14 protein-coding genes are annotated in these 26,755 nt (G+C 35.6%); 11 read left to right on the plus strand and 3 right to left on the minus strand.

Going from position 1 to position 26,755, the window contains the following annotated elements:
• Nucleotides 1-30 precede the first annotated feature (30 nt).
• The 6 genes from LUU93_RS10615 (at nucleotide 31) to LUU93_RS10640 (ending at nucleotide 12,304) form a co-directional block, all read left to right on the plus strand.
• The gene (locus tag LUU93_RS10615) at nucleotides 31-3,198 is read left to right on the plus strand and encodes a SusC/RagA family TonB-linked outer membrane protein (protein ID WP_232681006.1); all 3,168 of its coding nucleotides are present in this window, start codon (nucleotides 31-33) and stop codon (nucleotides 3,196-3,198) included.
• Nucleotides 3,199-3,210: 12 nt separating this feature from the next.
• On the plus strand, nucleotides 3,211-4,842 hold the full coding sequence (locus LUU93_RS10620) for a RagB/SusD family nutrient uptake outer membrane protein (protein ID WP_232681008.1): 1,632 nt from the start codon (nucleotides 3,211-3,213) through the stop codon (nucleotides 4,840-4,842).
• 34 nt (nucleotides 4,843-4,876) lie between these two features.
• Nucleotides 4,877-6,244, plus strand: a complete 1,368-nt coding sequence (locus LUU93_RS10625) for a glycan-binding surface protein (protein WP_232681010.1) — start codon at nucleotides 4,877-4,879, stop codon at nucleotides 6,242-6,244.
• A gap of 12 nt (nucleotides 6,245-6,256) precedes the next feature.
• Nucleotides 6,257-8,455, plus strand: a complete 2,199-nt coding sequence (locus LUU93_RS10630) for an endo-1,4-beta-xylanase (protein WP_232681013.1) — start codon at nucleotides 6,257-6,259, stop codon at nucleotides 8,453-8,455.
• Between the two features lie 85 nt (nucleotides 8,456-8,540).
• Nucleotides 8,541-10,169, plus strand: a complete 1,629-nt coding sequence (locus LUU93_RS10635; protein WP_232681015.1) for a GH35 family beta-galactosidase — start codon at nucleotides 8,541-8,543, stop codon at nucleotides 10,167-10,169.
• A 227-nt stretch (nucleotides 10,170-10,396) separates the two neighbouring features.
• Nucleotides 10,397-12,304, plus strand: coding sequence for a sialate O-acetylesterase (locus LUU93_RS10640; RefSeq protein ID WP_232681016.1), 1,908 nt, complete (start codon nucleotides 10,397-10,399; stop codon nucleotides 12,302-12,304).
• A gap of 293 nt (nucleotides 12,305-12,597) precedes the next feature.
• Here the strand turns inward: LUU93_RS10640 and hmpA are convergent, their stop codons facing one another.
• Nucleotides 12,598-13,809 (minus strand): NO-inducible flavohemoprotein, encoded by a 1,212-nt coding sequence (gene hmpA, locus LUU93_RS10645; RefSeq protein ID WP_232681018.1) that lies wholly within the window; start codon nucleotides 13,807-13,809, stop codon nucleotides 12,598-12,600.
• 1,164 nt (nucleotides 13,810-14,973) lie between these two features.
• Here hmpA and LUU93_RS10650 point away from each other — a divergent pair.
• Together LUU93_RS10650 and nagB are read left to right on the plus strand one after the other, a co-directional pair.
• Nucleotides 14,974-17,073 carry an alpha-L-fucosidase gene (locus tag LUU93_RS10650; protein WP_232681021.1) on the plus strand — a complete coding sequence of 700 codons (2,100 nt, stop codon included), beginning with the start codon at nucleotides 14,974-14,976 and terminating at the stop codon, nucleotides 17,071-17,073.
• Between the two features lie 140 nt (nucleotides 17,074-17,213).
• Nucleotides 17,214-19,127, plus strand: a complete 1,914-nt coding sequence (nagB, locus tag LUU93_RS10655) for a glucosamine-6-phosphate deaminase (protein WP_232681022.1) — start codon at nucleotides 17,214-17,216, stop codon at nucleotides 19,125-19,127.
• 368 nt (nucleotides 19,128-19,495) lie between these two features.
• Here the strand turns inward: nagB and LUU93_RS10660 are convergent, their stop codons facing one another.
• Both LUU93_RS10660 and LUU93_RS10665 read right to left on the minus strand, forming a co-directional pair.
• Nucleotides 19,496-20,209: a LytR/AlgR family response regulator transcription factor gene (locus LUU93_RS10660; RefSeq protein ID WP_232681025.1), complete on the minus strand. Its 714-nt coding sequence runs from the start codon at nucleotides 20,207-20,209 to the stop codon at nucleotides 19,496-19,498.
• A 74-nt stretch (nucleotides 20,210-20,283) separates the two neighbouring features.
• The gene (locus LUU93_RS10665) at nucleotides 20,284-21,342 is read right to left on the minus strand and encodes a sensor histidine kinase (RefSeq protein ID WP_232681026.1); all 1,059 of its coding nucleotides are present in this window, start codon (nucleotides 21,340-21,342) and stop codon (nucleotides 20,284-20,286) included.
• Between the two features lie 120 nt (nucleotides 21,343-21,462).
• Here LUU93_RS10665 and LUU93_RS10670 point away from each other — a divergent pair, with 120 nt between their 5' ends.
• The 3 genes from LUU93_RS10670 to LUU93_RS10680 all read left to right on the plus strand — a co-directional run bounded on the left by LUU93_RS10670 (nucleotide 21,463) and on the right by LUU93_RS10680 (nucleotide 26,750).
• On the plus strand, nucleotides 21,463-23,706 hold the full coding sequence (locus LUU93_RS10670; RefSeq protein WP_232681027.1) for a GH92 family glycosyl hydrolase: 2,244 nt from the start codon (nucleotides 21,463-21,465) through the stop codon (nucleotides 23,704-23,706).
• A 43-nt stretch (nucleotides 23,707-23,749) separates the two neighbouring features.
• Nucleotides 23,750-25,627 carry a sodium:solute symporter family protein gene (locus LUU93_RS10675; protein ID WP_232681029.1) on the plus strand — a complete coding sequence of 626 codons (1,878 nt, stop codon included), beginning with the start codon at nucleotides 23,750-23,752 and terminating at the stop codon, nucleotides 25,625-25,627.
• A gap of 157 nt (nucleotides 25,628-25,784) precedes the next feature.
• Complete coding sequence (locus LUU93_RS10680) at nucleotides 25,785-26,750, plus strand: glycoside hydrolase family 130 protein (protein ID WP_056203439.1); 966 nt, start codon at nucleotides 25,785-25,787, stop codon at nucleotides 26,748-26,750.
• The last annotated feature ends 5 nt before the right edge of the window (nucleotides 26,751-26,755 follow it).

The following is a 26,755-nucleotide window of genomic DNA, read 5'->3' on the forward strand; positions in this document are numbered from 1 at the left end:
CATACTATTAACTAATTAAACTAATTATTTATGACTAACCTTTTAATTACTAAAAGCAAATCAAAATACTTTAAAAATTTAGGGTGCCTAATCCTGATGTTAGTATTTTCTGCTGCGGTAAATGCACAAACCACTGTGTCAGGAACTATTACTGATAGTAACGGACCAATACCGGGAGTAAATATTTTTGTAAAAGGAACTAAAATCAGTTCGGTTTCTAATTTTGACGGAACTTATACCATTAGCCCGGTTCCCGCAAATGCAATTTTATCTTTCAGCTTTATTGGTTATAAAGCAAAAGATGTAGCAGTAGCGAACAAAAGCAAAATAGATGTAATACTAGAAGAAGATGTAAACAGCTTAAAAGAAGTTGTAGTTGTAGGTTACGGTACCATGAAAAGATCAGACTTAACAGGTTCAATTTCATCTGTAACCAGTCAGGCTGTTGCACAATCTGTAACAACTTCGATTGAGCAGGTTTTGCAAGGACGTACGGCGGGTGTAAACGTACAGGCAAACAACGGTGCACCGGGAGCAAGTTCTTCTATTCGTATTCGTGGTATCAGTTCGTTAACCGGATCAAATGAGCCAATTTTTGTAATCGATGGCGTTATTATCGACAATACAACAAGTTCAGTAAACACTAATCCGCTTTCTATGATTAATCCGTCAGATATTGTTTCGATGGATGTTTTAAAAGATGCTTCTGCAACTGCAATTTACGGTTCAAGAGCAGCAAACGGAGTTATTATCGTAACCACAAAACGCGGTAAAAAAGGTGATCTTACTTTAAACTTTGACAGTTATGTAGGATGGCAGGAAATTCCGAAACACTTAGATTTATTAAACCTTAGAGAATACGGAACATTAAAAAATACACGTTCAGATTTAGGAATTGTACAGCGCGACAATACCTTTATTCGTCCTGATTTATTAGGCGAAGGAACAGACTGGCAGAAAGAATTGTTCAACACCGCTTTAATGCAGAGTTACAATTTATCAGCTTCAGGAGGATCAGAAAGTACAACTTACTCTTTAGGAATTGGTTATTTAGACCAGGAAGGTATCGCAATTGGTTCTTCGTTTGATCGTTTTAATTTAAGAGGAGTTGTCGATTCGCAGGTAAAAAGCTTTTTAAAAGTGGGAGTAAACTTTGCCCTGAGTCAATACAACCAAACAACAACTGTTACAGACGATGCTTTAATTATAACAGCTTTAAAACAAACACCAAACGTTGCGGTTCGTAATGCTGATGGAACATTTGATGGGCCTGATACTACAGAATTCGTTCAAAACAACCCAATAGGTTTAGCTTCTATAAAAGACAATCACAATAAAAATTACGCCATTAGAGCTAATACATATGCTGAAATTGGTTTTACAAAAGACCTTAAATTCAAAACACAATATTCATTAGATTATGGCTTTGCAAACAACTATACTTTTAATCCATCTTATACTTTTGGAGCATTGGTAAACGATGTGCGCGAAGGAACAAGAACAAAATCAAACAGTGCATTTTGGAGCTGGAACAATTTATTGACTTACAATAAAACTTTTGGCGTACATACAATTAATGCCATGTTAGGGCAGGAAATGCAGGAATCAAGCTGGGAAAACCTTTACGGATATCGTTCTGGTTACATCACAAACGGTGCTACAGATTTAAATGCCGGAGATGCTACAACAGCCAGAAACTCTAATGCAAGCAGTGTAAGTTCTATCAGCTCTTACTTCGGAAGATTGTTTTATTCTTTCAATGATAAATATTTACTGACTGCGACTTTAAGACGAGATGGATCTTCAAAATTTGCAGAAGAAAACCGCTGGGGATGGTTTCCGTCAGCCGCTTTGGCATGGAAAATTTCAAATGAAAATTTCTTAAAAGAAAATAAAACTATCAACAATTTAAAATTACGTTTAGGATGGGGAGCAGTTGGTAATCAAAGCGCGCCAAACTACGCTTATACTTCAATTTATGGATCTTCAGCAACAAACTGGGGAACAGGACAATTGGCAGGAAATACCGCAAACCCAGACATTAAATGGGAAACTACTTATTCAAGCAACTTAGGTTTAGACCTTGGTCTTTTTAATAACAGGGTAGAATTAGCTGCCGATGTGTATTACAAAAAAACAAACGACTTACTTCTTGAACTTCCATTGCCGGCTTATGTAGGAACAACTGGTCAGGGATCTACAAGACCGCCGACAGTAAATATTGGATCTCTTGAAAATAAAGGATTTGAGTTCAGTTTGAATACCATCAATATGGAGAGAAAAGATTTTATATGGAAATCAAATGTTGTTTTCTCTATGAACAGAAGCAAAGTTCTGGCACTTAATACAGAATCTGGCGTATTAAACAAAACAATTCAACAAGGTTCTGATGTTACAACAGTTACAAGAACGGCAGTTGGAGAAGCAATTGGACAATTTTACGGATATAAAGTGATTGGCCGATTTGAAAAAGCAACAGATTTCTATTATAAAGATAAAGACGGAGTGGTAAAACCAACTGCTTTACCAGAAGGAATGGCGATTGGGGAAAACGGTGTTTGGATTGGAGATTATATTTTTGAAGATGTAAATAAAGACGGAATCATCAATGAAAAAGACCGTGATTACATCGGAAATCCGGCCCCTGATTTCACTTTCGGAATCGGAAACATATTCTCATTCCAGGGATTTGATATCAACATTTTACTGACAGGTTCTTACGGAAATGATGTTGTAAACTACCAAAGACGCTGGCTGGAAAATCCTCGTGAAAACACTAATTTATTGAAATCAGCTTTAGGATATGCACAATTAGAATTAATTGATCCAAATGGCCCAAACGATTATCGTAATGTGCAGATTGTGGGCGGAGATCCTTATATGACCAGAATTGCGGCGTCGTCTGCATCATCAGCTTCAAACTACCGTTTTAGCAACCGCTTTGTAGAAGATGGTTCTTATGTGAGAATTAAAAATATTTCGATTGGGTATAATCTTCCTAAAAAATTATTTGCCAAATACGGAATCTCAAATGTAAAAATATACTCAAACGCCCAAAACGTTTTAACATTTACAAAATACAAAGGTTATGATCCCGAAGTTGGATCAATTAATCAGGATGCGCTTTTAAGCGGTATCGATAATGGCCGTTACCCTTCGCCAATTATTACTACGCTTGGATTAAACGTTAATTTCTAAAATTTGCAGACTATGAAAACAAAAAAAATATTTTACACGGTTCTTATGATCGCATTGCCATTTGTCTGGACTAGTTGCAGTGATCTTTTAGATGTTGAACCGGAAGATCAAATCACCAAAGAAAACTTTTATAAGTCAGAAGCAGATTTTCAATCGGCAACAGGCCCGCTTTACAACAGGGTTTGGTTTGACTTTAATGATAAATTCTACTACGGTTTAGGAGACGGACGTTCTAATAACTTATACGCTCCATTTTCTGATTATGTTTACCCGTTTACTGATTTATCTGAAACAGGATTAACAGGGCCATTGGTTTCGGCCTGGGGATCTTTATACAATGTTGTACAGCAGTCAAATAATGTTATTATCGGTATTTCCGGAAGTAAAGTAGATGAAAGCGTTAAAAACAAATATATTGCCGAAGCACGTTTTATGAGAGGAACCGCATATTGGTATTTAGCTTCTTTATGGGGAGATGTAATTATTTCTACAGATCCGAGAGAATTGGTTAAAAATCCAATTGTAAACAAAAATCCATTAAAAGATGTTTACGAATTTGCGATTCGCGATTTAGAATTTGCAGCAAAATATCTGCCTGAAACTGCAGGACAAGCCGGACGCTTAACAAAATACAGCGCCTTTGGAATGTTGTCTCGTGTTTACTTATCATTTTCGGGAGTAAGCGACAACCCAAACAGCGGATCAAGAAATCAGCAATATTTAGATTTAGCAAAAAAAGCAGCCGAAAAAGTAATCAATTCAGGCCCTTATAGTTTAATGACAAACTATGCAGATTTGTTTATGATCGATAACAACAACAATACAGAATCGATGTTTGCACTGCAATGGGTTCCAAACGGAGATTACGGAGTTAACAATACACAACAGGCTTATTTTGCTTTAGGTTCTGATATTACAGGAGATGATGCAGCCTGGGGTTACTGGACAAGAGCTTCTTACGATGTTTTAAAAGAATACGAATCTAAAGACCTTCGACGTAAATCGACCTGGATGGGCGATGATGATTTTTATCCTGAAATCAATAAATCAAACGGAGGTTATACAGTCGATCACGCAAAAGAATTCTTAACAGTAAAAAAAGGAGTTGTAGGCTCTACAAAAGATAATTCAAAAATTACCCGTATGAACTCAGCTTTAAATACTTATATGCTGCGTTTAGGAGAAGTGTATTTAAATTATGCCGAAGCAGCTTTAGGAAACAACGCTTCAACATCAGATGCTGTAGCTTTAGATGGCGTAAACAAACTTCGTGTTCGTGCAGGTCTTGACCTAAAAACAACTTTAACGTATGCAGATATCATTCATGAAAGAAGAGTTGAACTGGCAATGGAAGGGCAGTATTGGTACGATTTAGTTAGAAGAGCATATTACAAGCAGCAAGAAGTGGTAAATTATGTAACAGCACAAAACCGTGGTACAATTCAGCCAATTCTTTACGATACAGCAACAAATACAGTTTCTATAGATCCGTCAAGAAGCAGCAGTCCGCGTTCTATTGGCGTAATCGATGCAACAATTTTCCTTCTGCCTTATCCGGAATCAGAACTGGTACAAAATCCATTGTTGAGAGAAAATCCGGTTCCGTATCAATTTACAGAAGAAAAAATAACAGACTTGTTCTAGTATTTTGAAAAACAACAATCTAAAAAATATTAATATGAAATATATTTTAAATAAAAAGTATTGGGCTCCCATTGCACTGCTGGGAATAATGTTCTTTAGTACGCTATTTACTTCTTGTGATAATAACGATTCAGAGGGCGGAAAAATAACCATAACAAAAGTTTTTCTGGAAGATGTAAACTCAACTGTACCGGATAGAGAAGTTACTTTTGCCCGTTTAGGACAGGCTTTACGTATACAAGGCTCTGGTTTTACAGGTTTAAGAAAAGTCTATATAAATGGCTATTCGACTTATTTTAATGTCGTTTTTGTATCAGATAATTCGATGCTGGTAAATGTTTCTGCCGATACGCCAATTTTAGATGCCGATCCGTCAGTTAGAAATACAATTAGATTTGTAAACGATAATAACGAGACGACATTTTCATTTGAAATCCGCGCAGGAAAACCAGCCATTACAAACATTTCAAACACAATGCCTAATGCAGGAGAAACTATTACTGTTTATGGAACGGGTTTAACAGAAGTAAGCAAAGTTGTTTTTCCGGGCAATATCGAAGTAACATCAGGAATAACTTCTGATGAAGATGGCGAATTTTTTACCGTTGTTGTACCAAATGGGGTTTCAGAAAATGGAGGTTCATTATTTGTTCAGAGTTCAAACGGAGGCGTTTATTCTCCGGCCTATTTCAACTTCAAAAAAGGCATTTTACTAAATTTTGACGGAAAAGGACAGCATGGCTATTGGGGAACTTCAACGAGCATGATCCAGCCGGGAGATTTAGAATCATTAGCTTTAGGAACAGGAAATCTTTCACAAGGAAAATATGTACCGCACCGCCCGGCAAGAATTGCTTCTTTTGAAGCTGCCAAAAACCGCTGCTCAGAAGTTTGGACAGCAGGAAACGGCGTCGATAACTGGAGAACACAATTAACACCATATATTCCGGCAAGCACACCGCTTGACAAAGTAGCATTACAATTTGATGTATATGTTCCGGATGCCTGGAAAGATTCAGGTTTCTTAAAAATATGCATGGCCAATAATTTTAATGGAGGAGAATGGACAGGAGCTGTCTATAATTATGTTCCGTGGATTGTTGACGGAAAATCGGTTGCTTTTCAAACCACAGGATGGACAACAGTTACAATTCCGCTAAATAAATTTTATGCATGGTCTAAAGAAGCATTTACTTTCGAAACAGTTTTAGCATATCGTGAAGCTGCAACGTACCAAAATTTCGGTTTTTACTTTGAAAATTCTGATATAAAACTTTCAAATGTTACAGGAACTGCAAGTGAAGTAGAATTTGCTTCAAAACCAACTTCAGTAAAAGTGTACACAGACAACTGGAGAATTGTATCGTTAGATACTCCGGTTTACAATGATTTTGCTAACTAAAAAAACACCAAAATGAAATATAAATATATATTAACGGTAATTGCTTCATCCTTAATGCTTCTGGCATCTTGTGATGATAATTTAATGGAATGGGAAAAAGACCCTGAGCATGGAGAGGTAACAGGAGCAGAACTTCCGCTGGCATTAGTCGAAAAAATAAGCCGATATGAACCGCTTAAAACCTACACTGATTTTGTTTTAGGAAACGGAATTGGTACCGATTTATACATGAGCGACGAAACTTACCGTAAAATTGTAAACGAAAACTTTGATGAGGTTACGCCGGGCTATGCTATGAAACACGGTGCAATGGTAAACTCAAAAGGAGAAATAAACTTTACTACGATCGACGCTTTTATTGCAGAAACCAAAAAAGCAGGATTAAAAGTTTTCGGACATACTCTGGTTTGGCATTCGAACCAAAATGCAAGTTATTTAAACAGTATTATTGCACCAACCGTAATTCCGGGGTCAAGCGGAACTAATACATTAGATGTAGCCGGTTTAAAAAACGGAACATTTACAAACTGGGCGAGAAATAATCCCGGAAAAGGAATTTCTATTGTGGCAAATGAAGGTTTAACAAGTACTTCACAAGCCATAAAATTAGAGTCGAGCGCAACATCTTCTGCAGCCTATAATCTGCAGTTGACATCTCCAAATGTATCCATTGTAAGCGGTCATAATTATGAAATTTCTTTCTACATTAAATCAGATGTAACTGGAAAAGGACGTATTTCTTTCAATAACTCATTAACAAACCAATATCCATACAAAGACTGGTTCAGTACAGGCGGATCGTGGACAGAAGCTTTTGCAACGACATCAACATGGCAGCAAGTTAAAATTAAATTAGCTCCAGGGGATTTCGTTGGCGGAAGTACTAATTTTAAGTTCAATATCGATTTGGGATATCTGCCAAATGTGACGTATTTAATTGATGTAAATACATTAGCGGTTGTAGACCTTGACGCGGCACAAACAGTTACAAATCTGGTAACAAATGGTGATTTTAATGCAGGTATCAGCGGATGGTCAAAATACAATGGCGCAGCAGATGCTTTAAGTGCAGCAGGTGCAGCAGATGCGTATGAAGGAAACGGAGCGATGAAAGTCGTAAACGCAGTATCTGATGCAGCAAATCAATGGAAAACACAGATTCATGCTAATTTTACCTCAACCTTAACATCTGGAAAAGCATATACAATTTCATTTATGATTCGTTCTGAAGCAGCTGGCTCTGTAAGATGTTCAACAACAGGAACAACGGCACATTATCAGGGAGATCAGGCAACATCACCAACATGGAAATTAATAGAATGGAAATTTACCGGAAACGGAACTGAAACAGGTTTAAACTTTGATTTAGGAGGAACTGCCGGAACTTATTACATAGACAATGTTTCAGTAACGGATGGATCATCAGGCGGAGGACCAACAGCACCAATTACGATCGATAAAACCGATGCCGAGAAAACAAAAATCATTGGCGATGCAATGGCCGACTGGATTTCTAAAATGATGACACACTACAAAACAAGCGTTTTTGCCTGGGATGTGGTAAATGAACCAATGAAAGAAGACGGAACATTAAGAAATGGAACAGAAGGTGATACCGCAGCCGATTATTTCTCATGGATAAAATACTTAGGAAAAGACTATGCCGTAACAGCCTTTAAACTGGCACGTCAATACGGAAATGCAACAGATAAGCTTTTCATTAATGATTATAATTTAGAATCAAGATTAGACAAATGTGACGGATTGATTGATTATGTTGAATATATCGAAAGTCAGGGCGGAAAAGTCGACGGAATTGGAACGCAGATGCACATTGGTCTAACTACAGATAAAGATAAAATTGCTCAGATGTTCCAAAAACTTGCAGCTACAGGAAAATTGATTAAAATTTCTGAGTTAGATGTTCGATTAGGAACAAATGCTCCAACCGTTGCACAGCAGGCATCGCAGGCCGAAATGTATCAATATGTAGTGGATATGTATAAAAAATACATTCCTGCAGCGCAGCAATACGGTATTACAATTTGGGGAGTTTCTGATAACTCCAAAGAGCATGAATTCTGGCTTCCGGACGAATCACCAAATCTTTGGGATGCAAATTACGTTCGTAAACACGCCTATAAAGGAACTGCTGATGGTCTTGCAGGAAAAGATGTAAGTAAAGATTTTTCAGGAGAGTTGGTTAAGTAAGTTTAGTGTAGTCTTAATCCATAATATGAATCTGTAAAAGGATTTGTATTATGGATTATTTGTTTTTTAATTTAAAAGAATCAGAATGTTTACGTTTCCAAAAAATACAATTGTTATTCTGTTTTTGGCTTTTTTACAATTCGGATATTCTCAGGAAAAAATACCGCATCTTCAAAAAAAAGGAAATAAAACACAGTTCATCGTTAACAACAAACCTTTCATTATTCGGGGTGGAGAATTAGGTAATTCTTCGGCAACCAGTATGGAAAGCATGGAGCCAATTTGGCAAAAATTGACAGATATGAACCTCAACACAGTTTTAACGCCAATTTATTGGGAACTGATAGAAAAGGAAGAAGGCAAATTTGATTTTTCGTTAGTTGATGAATTGATTTTAAGAGCCCGAAAAGAAAATCTAAAACTCGTTTTTCTTTGGTTTGGATCGTGGAAAAACAGTATGTCAAGCCACGCGCCGGAATGGGTAAAACTGAATCAGAAGAAATATCCAAGAATAAAAGACGACAAAAATAAAAGCCATGAAATTCTAACGCCTTTTAGCGAAGAAAACCTTCAGGCAGATTTAAAAGCTTTCCAGAAACTAATGTCTCATATTAAAGATTTTGACCAAAAAGAGCAAACCGTAATTATGGTTCAGGTCGAAAACGAAATCGGAATGCTGCCAACTGCCAGAGATTATCATCCATTAGCAAATGAAGCTTTCAAAAAAGAAGTTCCAAAAGAATTCATCCAATATCTGCAGAAAAATAAAGAAAAATTAGTTCCTGAATTCTCAGCAATCTGGAAGAAAAACGGATTTAAAGCAACAGGAAACTGGGAAGAAATATTCGGAAAAAGTCTTCAGACAGATGAAATTTTTATGGCCTGGTATTTTTCAAAATTCACCAATACCATTGCCAAAGCCGGAAAAGATGCATACCCAATTCCGATGTTTGTAAACGCAGCCTTAAACGCGCCAGAAAAAAAACCGGGAGAATATCCAAGCGCAGGACCGTTGCCGCACGTAATGGATGTTTGGAAAGCAGCCGGAAACGCCATAGATTTTCTTTCACCAGACTTTTATAATCCGTTATTCAAACAATGGAATGATTTGTTTACACGACAAGGCAATCCGTTATTTATTCCCGAACATCGTTTTGATGAAACTGCTCCGTTTAAAGGTTTATACGCAATTGGACATTATGAAGCCATTGGTTTTTCACCTTTTTCGATAGAATCTGTTACCGATGCCAAAAAAGAACCGCTAGGAAAAATTTATGATTTAGTACAGCAGTTAACACCAGTTATTGAAGCCAATAAAGGACAAGGAAAAATTGACGGCGTTCTATTAGACAAAATAAATAATTCACAGATTATTACTTTAGGGAACTACGAATTTACCTTTAAACACGATTACACCCTAAATTGGTCAGACGGCGCAAAAGCAGATATCTGGCCGACATCAAGCGCGATAATTATAGAAATCGCACCCGATGAATTTTACATCGCAGGTTCAGGAATTGTGGTAACTTTTAAACCTTTAAAAAATAAAACTGCAAACGCCGGAATACTAAAAACAGACCAGGGAAAATTTGAAAACGAAAAATGGAGAACCATCAGACATTTCAACGGAGACCAAACCCATCAGGGAAGACACCTGAGAATTTCAGCAGGAGATTATGAAATTCAAAAAATAAAACTATACATTTATGAGTAGTTTTTTGTCACGAATTTCACGAATTTCACGAATTAACACGAATTATTTTTAAACAAATAAAAAAATCTGCCTAATCTGCGTGAAAATTTTTAGCCACAGATTAACACAGATTAAAATGATTTTTTAAAATTAATCCGTGTTAATCCTTATAATCTGTGGCAAAAAAACAACCAGTGTAAATCTGTACAATCGGTGTCATCCGTGGTCAATTAACATAAACAAGATCAATGAAAAAAATAATACTAGCAATACTTATAGTTTTCAATGCCAATGCTCAAATAAAACTTCCAAGACTTATAAGCGACAGAATGATTTTGCAGCGCGATACAAAAGTCAATATCTGGGGCTGGGCGTCACCAAAAGAAAAAATCGAACTCAATTTCAACCACAAAACATACAAAACCATTACATCCGAAGACGGAAAATGGCTGATTCAGCTTCCATCACAAAATGCGGGCGGTCCTTACGAAATGACCTTAAAAGCATCCAACATAATCACCCTGAAAAATATACTTTTTGGTGACGTTTGGGTTTGTTCCGGTCAATCAAATATGCAGCTTTCAATGGAACGGCTTAAATATAAATATCAGGATTATATCGCTAAAGCGGAGAATCCAAATATCAGACAATTTTTAGTTCCCAATCAATATTTTTTTGAAAGAGAAAATACCGATTTTTCCTCAGGAGAATGGATCGCAGCAAACCCAAACAGCGTTTTGAAATTCTCCGGAGTTGCTTATTTTTTTGCTTTAGAAATCTATGAAAAATACAAAATCCCAATTGGAATAATCAATTCCTCTTTAGGCGGTTCTCCTGCAGAAGCCTGGATCAGTGAAGAAAACATTAAAAAATTTCCCGATTATTATCAGGAGTATTTAAGATTTAAAGATGGAAGCCTCGAAAAAAAAATCGACGAAAATGACGATAAAGTAAGTTCAGAATGGGACAAATTATTAGACGAAACAGATCCCGGACTAAAAAACAAATGGACAGCTGAAATCGATAATTCCGATTGGAAAACTATGAATATTCCCGGTTATTGGGCAGACGGTGAACTCGGAAATATAAACGGTTCCGTTTGGTTTAAAAAAGAATTTACGCTGGAAAAAATAAAAGAAAATCAGGCGAAAATTATTTTAGGAAGAATTGTCGATGCCGATTCAGTTTTTGTAAACGGACATTTTGTTGGCACAACTTCCTATCAATATCCGCCAAGAATTTATTCTTTTGATGCCAATATTTTAAAAGAAGGAAAAAACGAAATTACCGTTCGCGTAATCAGTAATTCGGGCAAAGGCGGTTTTGTACCCGATAAGCCTTATGAGTTAATCATTGGCAGCCAAACCATTGATTTAAAAGGAATTTGGAAATACAAATTAGGATCAAAAATGTTACCGCTTCCGGAGCAGACTTTCGTCAGATTAAAACCAGTCGGACTTTATAATGCCATGATTGCGCCTCTAAAAAATTACGCCATAAAAGGCGTACTTTGGTATCAGGGAGAATCGAGTACCCAAAAGCCATCAGAATATCTGGCTTTAATGGAAACTTTAATTGCCAATTGGCGTGCGCAATGGAAACAGGAAAAACTGCCTTTTTTACTCGTTCAGCTTACCAATTATATGGAAACAAAATCAGAACCGGTCGAAAGTAACTGGGCTGCTTTAAGGCAGCAGCAATTAAATACTCTAAAAATTCCAAATACCGGAATGGCTGTAACTATCGATTTAGGCGAATGGAACGATATTCATCCTTTAAACAAATACGATGTTGGGAAAAGATTATCGCTTCAGGCAAGAAAACTGGTTTATGGCGAGAAAAATTTAGTTGCTTCCGGGCCGCTTTTTAAATCAATAAAAAAAGAAGGAAACAAGTTAATTCTAAGTTTTTCAGATGTTGGAAACGGATTGCAAATAAAACACGGGAATGAATTAAAAGAATTTGCAATCGCCGGAAATGATGGAAAATTTATTTGGGCAAAAGCTGTTATCGATGGTGATAAAGTTATTGTTAGTAGTGATTTAGTCGCGAATCCCGTAAAAGTAAGATATGCCTGGGCAGATAATCCAGTAAAAGCGAATTTATACAATAAAGAAAATTTGCCAGCGTCGCCTTTTGAAGCAGATATTAAATAATTTTATATCCCGAATGAATAATACTTTGCGTATAAGAGACGCACTGCAGTACGTCTCTACGGATGCTTTGTATTGATAGTATTGTTATTTTACATCCATTCTTCACTGTAGAGACGCACTGCAGTGCGTCTACACAACGTATATCGCGAACAAATATCAACAACTGAAAATGTAATTTTCGTTTAAAAGTAATTCAGCATGTTTTACGAACAATATTAATCAACTCATTCTGGTTCAGATTTTGAAGTATTTGAATTAATAATTTTCTATTATAAAACCAGACAATCCTTATCTTAATTCAAATTAATTAGCTTAGGTCCAAATTCTTCGTAGAAAATATTTTCCTGATTTACGTTTAAATTAATAAGTGCTTCATATTGGACTTTTATAAACATTTCTGGTCCGCAGATATAATATCGGGCTTCTTCTAATAAAATAGAATCTTTGCATTTATGAAGGTCAACGCGACCGTGAATTATTTCATTTGAAATCGTGTTTTCAGGTGTAACAGCATCATAAAAAGTAAAGGTTTCTAAGTTATTTGCCTCATTTTTTAAAGCAGAAATCTGATCTTTGAAAGCATGAACAGATTCGTTTCTGCAGCCGTGAATCCAGATTGTTTTTTTATTTTGAAACGAATTTAAATTTGTTTCCAGCATACTTAACATCGGCGTAAGCCCAACTCCTCCGCTTATTAATACTAAAGGATTTTCAGAATCTTTTTCTAAATGAAATAATCCTGCGGGAGAAGAAATCGAAATAATATCGCCCTCAGATTTAGAATGCATCGTATTAGAAACCAGTCCATTTGGATTTGATGAAATTCCGGTTTCTTTTTTTACCGAAATTCTGTAATATTCGGGATTGAAATTACTTGATAAACTATATTGTCTTGGCTGTAAAAGATTCAATTCAGGCACAAAAACCTGAACGCTGATAAACTGTCCAGGATGGAAATTGGTAATTTCTTTTCCGTCTTCGGGATAAAGATAAAACGATTTAATTTCAGTCGATTCTTCGACAATTTTTTTAATTACGAATTTTCTCCAGCCATTCCAGCTTCCGGGTTTCGCGATATTTTCTTTATATAAATCTTTTTCAAGATCAATCATAATTTCTGCAAGTTCATGAAAAGCAGCCGTCCATGCTTCAAGAATTTCTGTTGTAGCGGCTTCTCCGGCAACTTCTCCAATAGAAGCAATGAGGTGTGTTCCTACTATTTTATATTGTTCCGGCTGAATATTAAGGCTTCGGTGTTTGGTCCCAATTCCCTTCAATACGCCAATTAAAACTGACGGATCTTCTATATTTTCGGCGTAAGCCAGAACTGCATTTGCCAAAGCAGATCTTTGTTTTCCGTTTGCCTGATTTCCCATATTAAACATATTTCGTAATTCAGGATGATGTTTAAACATTCTGGAATAAAAATAATTGGTCAGGTCTTCGCCGCTTGCACGTAAAATAGGAATCGTAGCTTTAATAAGCTCTTTTTGAAGTGGATTCATTTTAAATAATTTGATTAGGATTTAAAATTGAAATTCTAAGAAATAAAGGATCTTAGAATTGATATCCGCAAATTTAATCCTGCAGGATTGCTTCATTTTATGATTCAAATCATAAAGGGGAAGTTTTTTGTTTCAAGTTTCAGGTTTCAAGTTGAGACTAAATTATTTTTTTGACAGAATATATATTCTCATTTTATTCCGTAGAGACGCACAGCAGTGCGTCTCTACGATGTACTTTGTGTTGATTTTTATTTTTTTAATCACCTCCAGCTTTAGCTGGAGGAAAAAAAGTTATTAAAAAATGGCTTTAGCCAAAAGTTTAAAATTGGACTAAAGTCTTTCATGTTTTCATATCCTAAACCTCCAGCTAAAGCTGGAGGCAATTCATTTTTTAGAGAATTAAATATTCTCATTTTATTCCGTAGAGATGCACAGCAGTACGTCTAGGCAACGTATATAACTTTGTGCATAAGACGCACAGCAGTGCGTCTCTACGATGTACTTTGTGTTGATTTTTATTTTTTTAATCACCTCCAGCTTTAGCTGGAGGAAAAAAAGTTATTAAAAAATGGCTTTAGCCAAAAGTTTAAAATTGGACTAAAGTCTTTCATGTTTTCATATCAAACCTCCAGCTAAAGCAGGAGGCAATTCATTTTTTAGAGAATTAAATATTCTCATTTTATTCCGCAGAGATGCACTGCTGTGCGTCTACGCAACGAATATTACTTTGCGCATAAGACGCACAGCAGTGCATCTCTACGATGTACTTTGTGTTGAATTTTATTTTTTTTAATTGCCTCCAGCTTTAGCTGGAGGAAAAAAAGTTATTAAAAAATGGCTTTAGCCAAAAGTTTAAAATTGGACTAAAGTCTTTCATGTTTTCATATCAAACCTCCAGCTAAAGCAGGAGACAATTCATTTTTTAGAGAATTAAATATTCTCATTTTATTACGTAGAGACGTACAGGAGTTGCGTCTACGCAACGTATATAACTTTGCACATAAGACGCACTGCTGTGCGTCTCTACGATATACTTTGTTTTTGTTTTACAATTAATAATCAACAATTAACAATTCAAATCCGTTGTTGGTCGAAATTCTGCATCGCCAAATTTCAATTTATTGTACATTTATGTTTTATAGACTATTTTAAAGTAAATCAGCAATGAAAAATATTTTTCTTTCCTTATGTCTTTTGGGCGTGATTTCTAACAGTATAAGTCAGGAATTGGCGAATGTCCCAAAACCTTTTGGACCGCTTCCTACGCAAAAACAAATTGACTGGCAGGAAATGGAATTTTATGCTTTCGTGCATTTTTCATTAAATACATTTACCAATAAAGAATGGGGTTACGGCGATGAGTCTCCGGAATTGTTTAACCCGACAAATCTTGATGTTCGTCAATGGGCACGTATCGTGAAAGCGGCCGGGATGAAAGGAATTATTCTGGTTGCGAAACATCACGACGGATTTTGTTTGTGGCCATCGGCGTATACAGAACGTTCTGTGAAAAATTCTCCGTGGAAAAACGGAAAAGGCGATTTGGTTAAAGAACTGGCAGCAGCCTGTAAAGAATACGATTTAAAATTAGGACTATATCTTTCGCCTTGGGACAGAAACCGTGCAGATTATGGCAAACCGGAATATATTACCTATTTTAGAAATCAGCTGAAAGAATTACTGACAAATTACGGGGATGTTTTCGAAATGTGGTTTGATGGTGCCAATGGAGGTGATGGATATTATGGAGGTGCAAATGAAACCCGAAAAATCAATACGCTTGAATATTATAATTGGGATGAAACTTATAAATTAATTTATAAAATCGCACCTAAAACTTTGGTTTGGGGAGTTGGCCCTTCTGAAGCCAGATGGATTGGAAATGAAGAAGGCCGGGCCGGAAAAACAAATTGGTCTCTTCTTCGTCAAAAAGATGAATTGGCTGGAAAGGTTCATTATACTGAATTTATGTCGGGGCATGAAGATGGAGAAAAATGGGTTCCGGGCGAAGCTGATGTTTCGATTAGACCAGGATGGTTTTATCATTCGGTTGAAGATGATAAAGTACGTTCGCTGGATGAAATGGTCGATATTTATTATGAATCAATTGGACGAAATGCGACTTTATTATTGAATCTTCCGGTTGATAAAAGAGGTTTGGTTCACGAAAATGACGAAGCGAGATTAAAGGAATTAGTTGCAACCATTAAAGCCGATTTTAAAACGGAATTATTATCCAAAACAAAAATTTCTGCGGATAATGTTAGAGGGAATAGTTTAGAATTTGCAGCAAAAAACGTTTCTGATGGAAATAAAAATTCGTATTGGGCAACCGACGATAATGTAAAAACAGCTTCCATTACTTTTGAATTTGACAAGCCTACGGCTATAAACCGGATTTTGCTTCAGGAATATATTTCACTTGGACAGCGTGTAAAAGCGTTTAATGTTGAAGTTAAAGTTGATGGAAACTGGAAAACCGCTGCAAATGAAACCACTATTGGTTACAAAAGAATTTTAAGAATCGACCGAGTTAAAGCATCGGCATTAAGAATCAATATTACCGATTCAAAAGCAAACATTGTAATTTCGAATATTCAGGCTTACAATGCGCCCACTTTTGTGCGTATGCCGGAAATTCAGCGTGATAAAAATGGCGATGTAACCATAAAATCTGAAGATGGAAATCCTGTTTATTATTCGCTTGACGGAAAAAATCCAACGAAAAAAAGCACTTTATATAAAGGGGTGTTTAAATACAACAAAGCGGTTACTATAAAAGCGGCTGCTATTGATGCTGCAGAAAATATCAGCAGTGCTGTAAAAACGGCAAAATACGGTGCATCTAAAGAAAACTGGAAAATTGTAACGGCTTCAAGCGGCGATTTAAGTTCTGCAAACCGAATTATCGACGGAAATCCAAATACGGATTGGAGTTTTGGAAATGAAACCAATAAACTACCGCAGGAAATAACCATCGATATGGGAAGCCTTTTATACTTAAACGGTTTTACGTATATACCGCAGCAAGTGGGTAATAATCTTAATTTAATTTCAAATTATGAGTTCTATACAAGTATTGATAATGTGAACTGGACATTGCAGTCTGAAGGTGAATTTTCGAATATTAAACACAACCCAATCGAGCAGGTTAAGACTTTCAAAAAGACCAAAGCCAGATACATTCGTTTCGTTGCCAAGTCAGCGGTGGCGAAGGGATCAACTGTTTCTATTGCAGAAATAAACGTGATCGAAACATTATAATTGCCTTTTGAATTGTAATCTTTTTGCTTAAAGTTTCAAATTTTGTCCTATAGCGAAGCTTATAGGTTATTAGTCGAATTTTTGATTATTTACATTATGTAATATTTAATTTTATACTAAATAATTACAACTACAGGCAAATGATTAAAGAAAGTATAAATTTCAAAGAAGCAGGAAAGTTTGAAGAAACGCGTTTTGAAAAGATACATAATGTAATTTTCGATTCGTCTAAAGAAGCATCTATTTTAGTAGCTCAGGAAATAGCCAATATAATTCAGAGAAAAGAAGAATTAAACGAACCTTGTATTTTAGGTTTGGCAACAGGATCTTCACCCATAAAAGTATATGAAGAATTAGTTCGTCTTCATAAAGAAGAAGGTTTAAGTTTTGAAAACGTAGTAACTTTCAACTTAGACGAATATTATCCAATGGATAAAAAAGATATTCAGAGTTACTGGTATTTCATGCATGAACATCTTTTTAACCATGTTAATATTCTGCCTCAAAACATCAATATTCCCGACGGAAACATCAGCAATGAAGACCTTCAGCAATATTGTATTGATTATGAAATGAAAATTAAAGCTTACGGCGGATTAGATTTTCAGCTTTTAGGAATTGGAAGAACGGGACATATCGGGTTTAATGAGCCGGGTTCTCACGTAAATTCAGGAACCAGAAGCATTACCTTAGATCACTTAACGCGTGTTGATGCGGCATCATCATTTTTAGGAATTGATAATGTGCCTAGAAAAGCAATTACAATGGGAATTGGTACAGTAAAACATGCTAAAAGAATTGTACTTCTTGGATGGGGGATCAGCAAAGCAGAAATTATAAAGAAAACAATCGAAGGTGAAATTTCATCCCGGGTTCCGGCAACATATTTACAGCAGCACAACAACACAACTTTTGTTTTAGATACCGAAGCTTCGTCAGAATTAACGCGAGTAAAAACGCCTTGGTTAGTAAAATCTGTAATCTGGACAGACGAATTAAAGCTGAAAGCAGTGGCTTGGTTAAGCGAATTGACTAAAAAACCTTTCTTGAAACTGACTGACAAAGATTATAACGATAACGGAATGTCTAGTGTTTTAAGCGAAGAAGGAACTGCATACAATTTGAATATTAAAATGTTCAATAAAATGCAGCAGACTATTACGGGCTGGCCAGGCGGGAAACCAAATGCCGATGATACATACAGACCGGAACGTGCTGCTCCGGAAAGAAAAAGAATTATCATTTTTAGTCCGCACCCTGATGATGATGTTATCTCAATGGGAGGAACTTTTGATCGATTGGTGGAGCAGGGACATGATGTTCATATTGCATATCAGACTTCTGGAAATATTGCGGTTTCAAATCAGGAAGCTTTAAAATTTGCTGAAATTACAAAAGCATTAAATGCTGATTCTGCTGAAGCTGAAAAGATTATTGACTTTTTGAAAAACAAAAAAAGTAATGATATCGATTCGCTGGAAGTTAGAAAATTAAAAGGCTTGATTAGAAGAAGCGAATCTCTTGCAGCAACACGTTATTTAGGCCTTCCGGATTCTAATGTAAATTTCCTTGATCTTCCTTTTTATGAAACAGGAACAGTAAAGAAAAATAATCTTGGCGAAGCTGATATTGAAATTATGTGTAATATCATCGAAAGAATAAAACCTCATCAAATATATGCAGCCGGAGATTTAGCAGATCCGCACGGAACACACAAAGTCTGCCTCGATAGTTTATTTGAAGCTTTGAAACGATTGAAACACAAAAGTTTTATGGATGACTGCTGGGTTTGGCTGTACAGAGGTGCTTGGCATGAGTGGGAAACGTACCAAATTGAAATGGCGGTTCCAATGAGTCCGGATCAGGTGCTGAAAAAACGTCACGCGATTTTCTATCACCAGTCTCAAAAAGATGGTGTAATGTTTCAGGGAGATGACAGCAGAGAATTCTGGATTAGAGCAGAAGACAGAAACAGATTAACTGCAGAAAAATATCACGCTTTAGGTTTGGCAGATTACTCTGCAATTGAGGCCTTTAAGAGGTATTTTTTCTAAGAAAATCTTTAAAATATAATAGACTATTTCATGTGGTTTATTTGGTTAGTTACCAAGTTTTGAAATGCAGCCGTGGTTGGCTGCATTTTTTTTATGCTTGTTTTTGAGATTTAACCACAAAGTTTTTTTTTACCGCAAAGAGCGCTAAGGTTTACGCAATCCCGATAGCTATCGGGAGCAAAGTTTTTTTTTCTCATTTTTTGTCACCCTGAGCGAAGTCGAAGGGCGCAAAGAAGCTCCGCATTTTATGTCATTTCTGAAATGACAAACCTCAACTAAAACGAAAAAACCTTTGTCAAAATTTCAAATTTTGATAAAGGTCTCGTTATATAAAAAAGGTCTTCGACTACGCTCAGACTGACAATCGATTAAATTGAAGAATTTAAAATTCTCTGTTTTACATGATCGATATACGATCTTCCAATAACGTATCTAAGTCCTTCAATTTCAATGCTGTTTCCTTCAACAGCGTCAATTTTGTCAATTGCGATGGTGTATGAACGGTGAATTCTCAGGAAGTTTTTTTCCGGCAGTAAATCCGTGAAGTCAGATAATGTGCTGTGTATGATGTATTTCCCTGTTAAGGTGTTTATTTTTAGATAGTCTTTCAGGCTTTCGATAACCAAAATTTCGTTGAAGAAAATCTTCTTCATTCTCTTTTTATCGATTTTAACAAAAATAAAAGGACTGTCTGCGTTATTCTCTTGTGGAGAATTGGTTTTATTTTCCAATCTTTTGCTGACTTTGTTCAGCGTTTTCATTAGTCTCGGAAACTCGATTGGTTTTACAAGATAGTCTAAAACGTCCAGCTCATAAGTCTCAATTGCAAACTGGCTGTAAGCACTTGTAATTACCAGTAAAGGCGGATTTTCAAGACTTTTTATAAAATTAATTCCGTCTAAAACCGGCATGTTAATATCCAGAAAAATAACATCAACCCTATTATTTTTCAAAAAGTTTAGGCCCTCAATCGGATTACTGAAAGTATCTATTACCTCAAAATTTTCAAGTGGCTCTAAATAGTTTTTTATAACATTGATTGCCAATGGTTCATCGTCGATAATCAAACATTTTATTTTCATTTCTATAATCTTATGTTATTTGAGCGAAATAATTTAGCAGGTAAACTTTATATTATATACGAGGAAAAGCTGTATTAGGTTACTTTAATAACAAGCTTTACAACAAAAATATTCTTTTTATTTTTAAATGAAAGCTTATAGTCACTTTTATTATAACCTAATTCCAGTCTTTTTTTAACATTTTCAATCCCTATGCCACTTGACTTGTTAAAATTATCCTGATGTTGTGTAATTTCTGGCGTTGGATTTGAAATTGTAAAATGCAGAAAATCTTCTTTTACTTTAAAGTCAATGTTGATTCTAACCTTTCCTGTATTTTTGTTCACGCCATGTTTAAAGGCATTTTCAACAAAAGTCAATAAAATTACCGGAGAAATCTCCTTATCGTGAATATCCCCGGAAACTTCCATGTTAACTTCCAGGCGTTCGTCGTTTCTAATTCGTTCCAGATCAAGATAATTCTGAATACAGAGAATCTCGTTTTCTAAACTTTGTTTTTTTCCCTGCGTATCATAAAGCATATAACGCATTAATTCTGAAAGTTTTAAAACAATCTTTGGTGTTTTGTTTGATTTTTCTACAGATAAAGAATAGATATTATTTAAAGTATTGAAGAAAAAATGCGGTGAGATTTGCGATTTGAGAAAAAGCAGTTCTGTTTCTAATTGTGATTTTTCAAGATCGGTAACTCTTTTTTGTTCTTTTAAAAAGTCTAAAGTGATTTTAATCGCCGTCACAAAAGTCATTACATAAAGCTCTCCCATCATCATATCTATCGTGTAATTGAGCGTTAGTTTATCAATTGTCTGCGGACCTTCCGGCCATACATTATGCGTGATTAGCATATAAGTAAGATTGAACTTTATAAGTACCATGATAAAGATGGCTGATAAAACGGCAAGTATATAAAGTACATACTTTTTTCGGTACACCAGATAAGGCATAAAAATCAGGATATTCAAATAACACAGCGTCATGTGAATTGGGAAACCCAGTAAATTGGTTTTTATCGAATACCAATAATCATTAAAATAGCTTCCCCATCTAAAAGTATTAAATAAGAAATAAGTCAGCCAAAAAACCACATGATAATACAATGGGATACGATATAATTTGTTAGAATTGAAATTCATAATATGATATGTTTTTTGTCTTTTTTTGATGTTTATCTAAGTTTATGTGTTATCCGTCTAAATAAGTTTTAATAAAAAAACAGTTTATTTAAATTTAAAGTTAAATTAAGGTTGTTTTATATGAAGAAATTTCTCGTGCCTGCTTTATTTGTAATTCTGGTTACAAGTTGTAAAATAAAATCATACAAAAATAATAATCAAGAAAATATTTTTGTAAATCACGTTGATCCTTTTATTGGGACTGGCGGACACGGTCATACATATCCGGGAGCAACGGTTCCTTTTGGGATGTTACAAGTAAGCCCGGATAACGGAATCTCAAGCTGGGACTGGTGTTCAGGCTATCATTATTCAGATTCTATTGTGTCTGGTTTTAGTCATTTGCACTTAAGCGGAACGGGAATTGGCGATTTGGCAGACATCTTATTTATGCCGACAAACAAAAAAGTCGATTTAACATTAAAAACAACTTCAAGAGATCAATCACCTTATAAATCATTTTACAGTCATGTTAACGAAAAAGCAGCACCGGGTTCTTACCAGGTTTTTCTTAAGGATCCTAAAATCAATGTAGAATTAACTTCTTCACAAAGAACAGCTTATCATAAGTATACATTTGCCAAAAATGACAAACAATCAGTAGTTGTCGATTTAGGATTTGCCATAAATTGGGACAAAACCTTAAAAACCGGAATTACAATTGAAGACCAATACACTATAAGCGGTTACCGATACAGTACAGGCTGGGCAAAAAACCAAAAAGTATTTTTTGTGGCTAAGTTTTCAAAACCTATTTCAGAATCAGTTTTAACGGCTGATAAAGAAATAGTTAATTCTAAAAAAGCAGAAGCAGCAAATACATCAGCACAATTATTTTTTGATCCGAAGAACTCAGATGAATTATTTATAAAAGTAGCGTTATCATCTGTAAGTACGGCCAATGCCAAAGAAAATTTAGATGGAGAAAATGCAGCTTTTGACAATATAAAATCAGAAGCCTCTTCGATTTGGAATAACGAATTAAGTAAAATTAAAGTTGAAACACCGGTAGATTCATTAAAAACAATGTTTTATACTGCGATGTATCACACACAAGTTGCCCCTGTAACCTATAGTGATAAAAATGGACAGTTTAGAAAAGAGGACGATCAAATTGTTACGGCAAAAGATTATACTGCTTATTCAACTTTATCACTATGGGATACTTTTAGAGCCGAAAACCCTTTATTGACTTTATTGGCTCCAGATAAAACTTCAGACATTATAAACTCAATGTTAACTTATTACGATACGAAAAAAATATTACCAGTTTGGACTTTATATGCGAACGAAACGAACACAATGACAGGTTATCACTCCATTCCTGTAATTGTTGATGCTTATTTGAAAGGTATAAAAGGTTTTGATGCCGAAAAAGCATTCGAAGCCATGAAAACTACCATGAAGCAGGACGAACGTGGTTTAAATTTCTATAAAAAATACGGATATATACCTTATAATTTATTAGACGAATCGGTTACGATTACTTTGGAATATGCTTACGACGATTGGTGTGTCGCACAAATGGCGAAAGCTTTGGGTAAAAATGACGATTATCAATTTTTCTTAAAACGTTCTCAGGCCTATCAATATTTATTTGACCCGAAAACAGGGTTTATGAGAGGAAAATCTGAAGACGGAAAATCATGGAACGAACCTTTTGATCCAAAACATTCCAATCATAGGGAACACACAGATTATACCGAAGGAAATGCCTGGCAGCATAGTTGGTTTGTACCACAAAATGTTGATAATTTAATTTCGCTGCACGGCGGCAATGAAATTTTTACCAAACGTTTAGAGCAGTTGTTTACCGAAAGTTCAGAAATTACAGGAAACAATGTTTCGGCAGATATTTCGGGATTAATTGGGCAGTATGCACACGGAAACGAGCCAAGCCATCATATTGCATATATGTTCAACCACGCAGGTCAGCCCTGGAGAACACAATATTGGGTGCGCCATATTTTAGATACACAATACAATACAACACCAAATGGTTTAAGCGGAAACGAAGACTGCGGGCAAATGTCCGCTTGGTATGTTTTCAGCTCAATGGGATTATACCCAATGAACCCGGCTTCTGGAGAATACGAAATTGGAAGCCCGATTTTCGAAAAAGCAACCATTAATCTTGAAAAAGGAAAAACGTTTGTAATTGAAGCAGAAAATGTTTCAGACAAAAATTTTTATATACAGTCAGCTGTTTTAAACGGAGTTGAATTCAATCAAACAGCAATCACACATCAGCAGATTTTAAAAGGAGGGGTTTTACATTTTGTAATGGGGGCACAGCCAAATAAAAACTGGGGAGTAAAAAAATAAACAGAGACAAAAGACGAAACTAACCTAACTAATAAATAATTTAATGGATATTATTGACGTATCGATAATCGTAGCTTATATTTTACTCTCGGTAAGTATAGGGATTTGGATTTCAAGAAAAGCAAAAAAAGGATTAGATGATTATTTTCTTGGCGGAAAAACAATCAAATGGTATTTCTTAGGTCTAAGTAATGGATCTGGAATGTTTGATGTTTCCGGAACTTCCTGGATGATTGGGGTACTTTTTCTATACGGCGTAAAAAGTTTTATGTTCATGTGGCTTTGGCCAATCTGGAATCAGATTTTTGTTATGATGTTCCTTGCAGTCTGGATCAGGAGATCAAAAGTAATGACAGGTTCTGAATGGATTTTAACCCGTTTTGGTAGTGACAGAGCCGGAAAAGCATCGCATATTATTGTGGCTATTTTTGCCATTATTTCTACAATTGGTTTCATCGCTTATTTCTTCGAAGGAATCGGAAAATTTGTAACCATTATTCTTCCGTGGGATTTAACGCTTCATTATGGCGACTTGATTTTATTAACATCAGAGCGTTCTTATGCATTAATCATCATCTTTTTAACTACGATTTATACCGTTAAGGGAGGAATGTTTTCTGTAGTGGCTACAGAGGTTGTACAATATTTAATTATGATTATAGCCGGCGTTTTAATTGCCGGATATGCTTTTATCAATTATACTGATATTCAGATTAATTCGGTTATTACCGAAGAATGGAAAAATGTTTTCTTCGGTTGGCAGTTTGAAACCCAATGGAGCGATAAATTCCAAACCTTCAATAACTTAATTGACTCTGAAGGTTATAAAATGTTTGGTGCCTTTATTGGAATGACCTTGTTCAAAGGTTTCTTTGCAAGTGTTGCCGGACCAACGCCGAGTTATGATTTACAAAGAGTTCTTTCGACTAAATCAGTAAAAGAAGCGGCGTATATGAGCGGTTTCACCAATTTAATTTTGTTCATCCCAAGATATTTATTAATCACAGGAATTGTGGTAATTGCTTTGGTAAACTTAGCACCGGAATTAAATGCAAATGCAGGATTAACAGGAGCCGATCTGGAATTATTAATGCCAAAAGTCGTAAATTTATATATCCCGGTTGGAATTAAAGGAATTTTACTGGCAGGTTTATTAGCCGCTTTCATGTCTGGATTTTCAGCGTTTGTAAATGCTGGACCGGCCTATATTGTAAACGATATTTATAAAAAATACTTTAAGCCGGTTGCGACAAACGAACATTATATTAAAGTAAGTCAGATTTCATCTTTTTTAGTGGTTGGTTTAGGAGTTTTTATGGGATTCTTTGCAGATTCAATCAATTCCTTAACGCTTTGGATTACAAGTGCTTTATACGGAGGTTATGTAGCAGCGAATTTCCTAAAATGGATTTGGTGGCGTTTTAACGGCTGGGGTTATTTCTGGGGAATGTTCGCCGGATTAATCATAGCTTCTCTGCAATTTGTTTTAGGTCAAAGCAAAGGAAGTTTAACCGAGGGATCATTTTTATATGATTTAGCACAAGTGCAGGCTATTTACCTTTTCCCGCTGATATTTGGTTTCTCTATTTTAGGATGTATTTTAGGAACGTTCTTAAGCAAACCAACAGATATGGAAGTTTTAAAATCGTTTTATACTAACGTAAGACCTTGGGGATTCTGGAACCCGGTTTATAAAGTATTAAAAGCAGAAGATCTGGCTTTCGAAAAAAATAATGATTTCTGGAGAGATATGCTGAATTGCGCCATAGGAATTGTGTGGCAGTCAAGCATGATTTTACTTCCGATATTCTTCATCATCAGAGATTATCCAAAAGCAATTACGGCTTTGATTGTGTTTTTAGTAACGACTACGATATTAAAATTCACATGGTTGGATAAGGTTAGAAAAATTGAAGATTAAGAAAAAAGATTAAAGATAGAGTTTGTCATCCTTGACGAAGGAAGGATCACACACATAACTCGACAAAGATTATCGATTTAGATTGCGGAGTTTCTAGTGTGATCCTTCCTTCGTCAGGATGACAAACAAAAAAATAAAAACAATAAAAAACAAAAAAATGAGCAGTATTCCTTGGCAAGACAGACCCGAAAACAGTAACGATGTAATGTGGAGATATTCTGAAAATCCAATTATCGACAGATATGCAATACCATCATCAAACAGTATTTTTAATAGTGCTGTAGTTCCTTTTGGAGATGGTTATGCGGGAGTTTTCAGATGTGATAATAAAGCGGTTCAAATGAATATTTTTGCCGGCTTTAGTAAAAATGGAATCGATTGGGACATTAACCACGAACCAATCGTAATGCAGTCAGGTAATACTGACATGATTGAATCTGCTTATAAATACGATCCGCGTGTGGTTTTCATCGAAGACCGTTACTGGATTACCTGGTGTAATGGTTACAATGGACCAACAATTGGTATTGGATATACTTTTGATTTTAAAGAGTTTTTTCAATGCGAAAATGCCTTTTTACCATTCAACAGAAACGGAGTATTATTTCCGCAAAAAATAAACGGAAAATACGCGATGTTAAGCCGTCCAAGTGATAATGGACATACGCCTTTTGGAGATATCTGGATCAGCTACAGCCCGGATATGAAATACTGGGGAGAACACCGTTTGGTAATGAAACCAAGTCCTTTTGAGCAAAGCGCATGGCAGTGTACAAAAGTAGGAGCTGGACCAATTCCTATTTTAACAAACGAAGGCTGGCTGATGATCTATCACGGAGTTATCAATACCTGCAATGGTTTCCGTTATGCAATGGGATCAGCGCTTTTAGATGTAGATTCACCAGACAAAGTAAAATACAGAACACAGCCTTATTTATTAGGGCCAGCAGAGATTTATGAAATGGTAGGAGATGTGCCTAACGTTGTTTTTCCATGTGCCGCTTTACACGATACTGAGGAAGATAAACTGGCTGTTTATTATGGTGCAGCAGATACAGCCGTAGCCATTGCATTTGGTAAATTAAGTGAAGTGATTCAGTTTACAAAAGATAATAGTTTATAGAAAAA

The organism is Flavobacterium soyae, from assembly GCF_021245985.1.
Classification (GTDB): domain Bacteria; phylum Bacteroidota; class Bacteroidia; order Flavobacteriales; family Flavobacteriaceae; genus Flavobacterium; species Flavobacterium soyae.

Coding starts and splice junctions, on each gene's coding strand:
- LUU93_RS10615 (WP_232681006.1), top strand. CDS start 31: ATGACTAACCTTTTAATTACTAAAAGCAAATCAAAATACTTTAAAAAT.
- LUU93_RS10620 (WP_232681008.1), top strand. CDS start 3,211: ATGAAAACAAAAAAAATATTTTACACGGTTCTTATGATCGCATTGCCA.
- LUU93_RS10625 (WP_232681010.1), top strand. CDS start 4,877: ATGAAATATATTTTAAATAAAAAGTATTGGGCTCCCATTGCACTGCTG.
- LUU93_RS10630 (WP_232681013.1), top strand. CDS start 6,257: ATGAAATATAAATATATATTAACGGTAATTGCTTCATCCTTAATGCTT.
- LUU93_RS10635 (WP_232681015.1), top strand. CDS start 8,541: ATGTTTACGTTTCCAAAAAATACAATTGTTATTCTGTTTTTGGCTTTT.
- LUU93_RS10640 (WP_232681016.1), top strand. CDS start 10,397: ATGAAAAAAATAATACTAGCAATACTTATAGTTTTCAATGCCAATGCT.
- hmpA (WP_232681018.1), bottom strand. CDS start 13,809: ATGAATCCACTTCAAAAAGAGCTTATTAAAGCTACGATTCCTATTTTA.
- LUU93_RS10650 (WP_232681021.1), top strand. CDS start 14,974: ATGAAAAATATTTTTCTTTCCTTATGTCTTTTGGGCGTGATTTCTAAC.
- nagB (WP_232681022.1), top strand. CDS start 17,214: ATGATTAAAGAAAGTATAAATTTCAAAGAAGCAGGAAAGTTTGAAGAA.
- LUU93_RS10660 (WP_232681025.1), bottom strand. CDS start 20,209: ATGAAAATAAAATGTTTGATTATCGACGATGAACCATTGGCAATCAAT.
- LUU93_RS10665 (WP_232681026.1), bottom strand. CDS start 21,342: ATGAATTTCAATTCTAACAAATTATATCGTATCCCATTGTATTATCAT.
- LUU93_RS10670 (WP_232681027.1), top strand. CDS start 21,463: ATGAAGAAATTTCTCGTGCCTGCTTTATTTGTAATTCTGGTTACAAGT.
- LUU93_RS10675 (WP_232681029.1), top strand. CDS start 23,750: ATGGATATTATTGACGTATCGATAATCGTAGCTTATATTTTACTCTCG.
- LUU93_RS10680 (WP_056203439.1), top strand. CDS start 25,785: ATGAGCAGTATTCCTTGGCAAGACAGACCCGAAAACAGTAACGATGTA.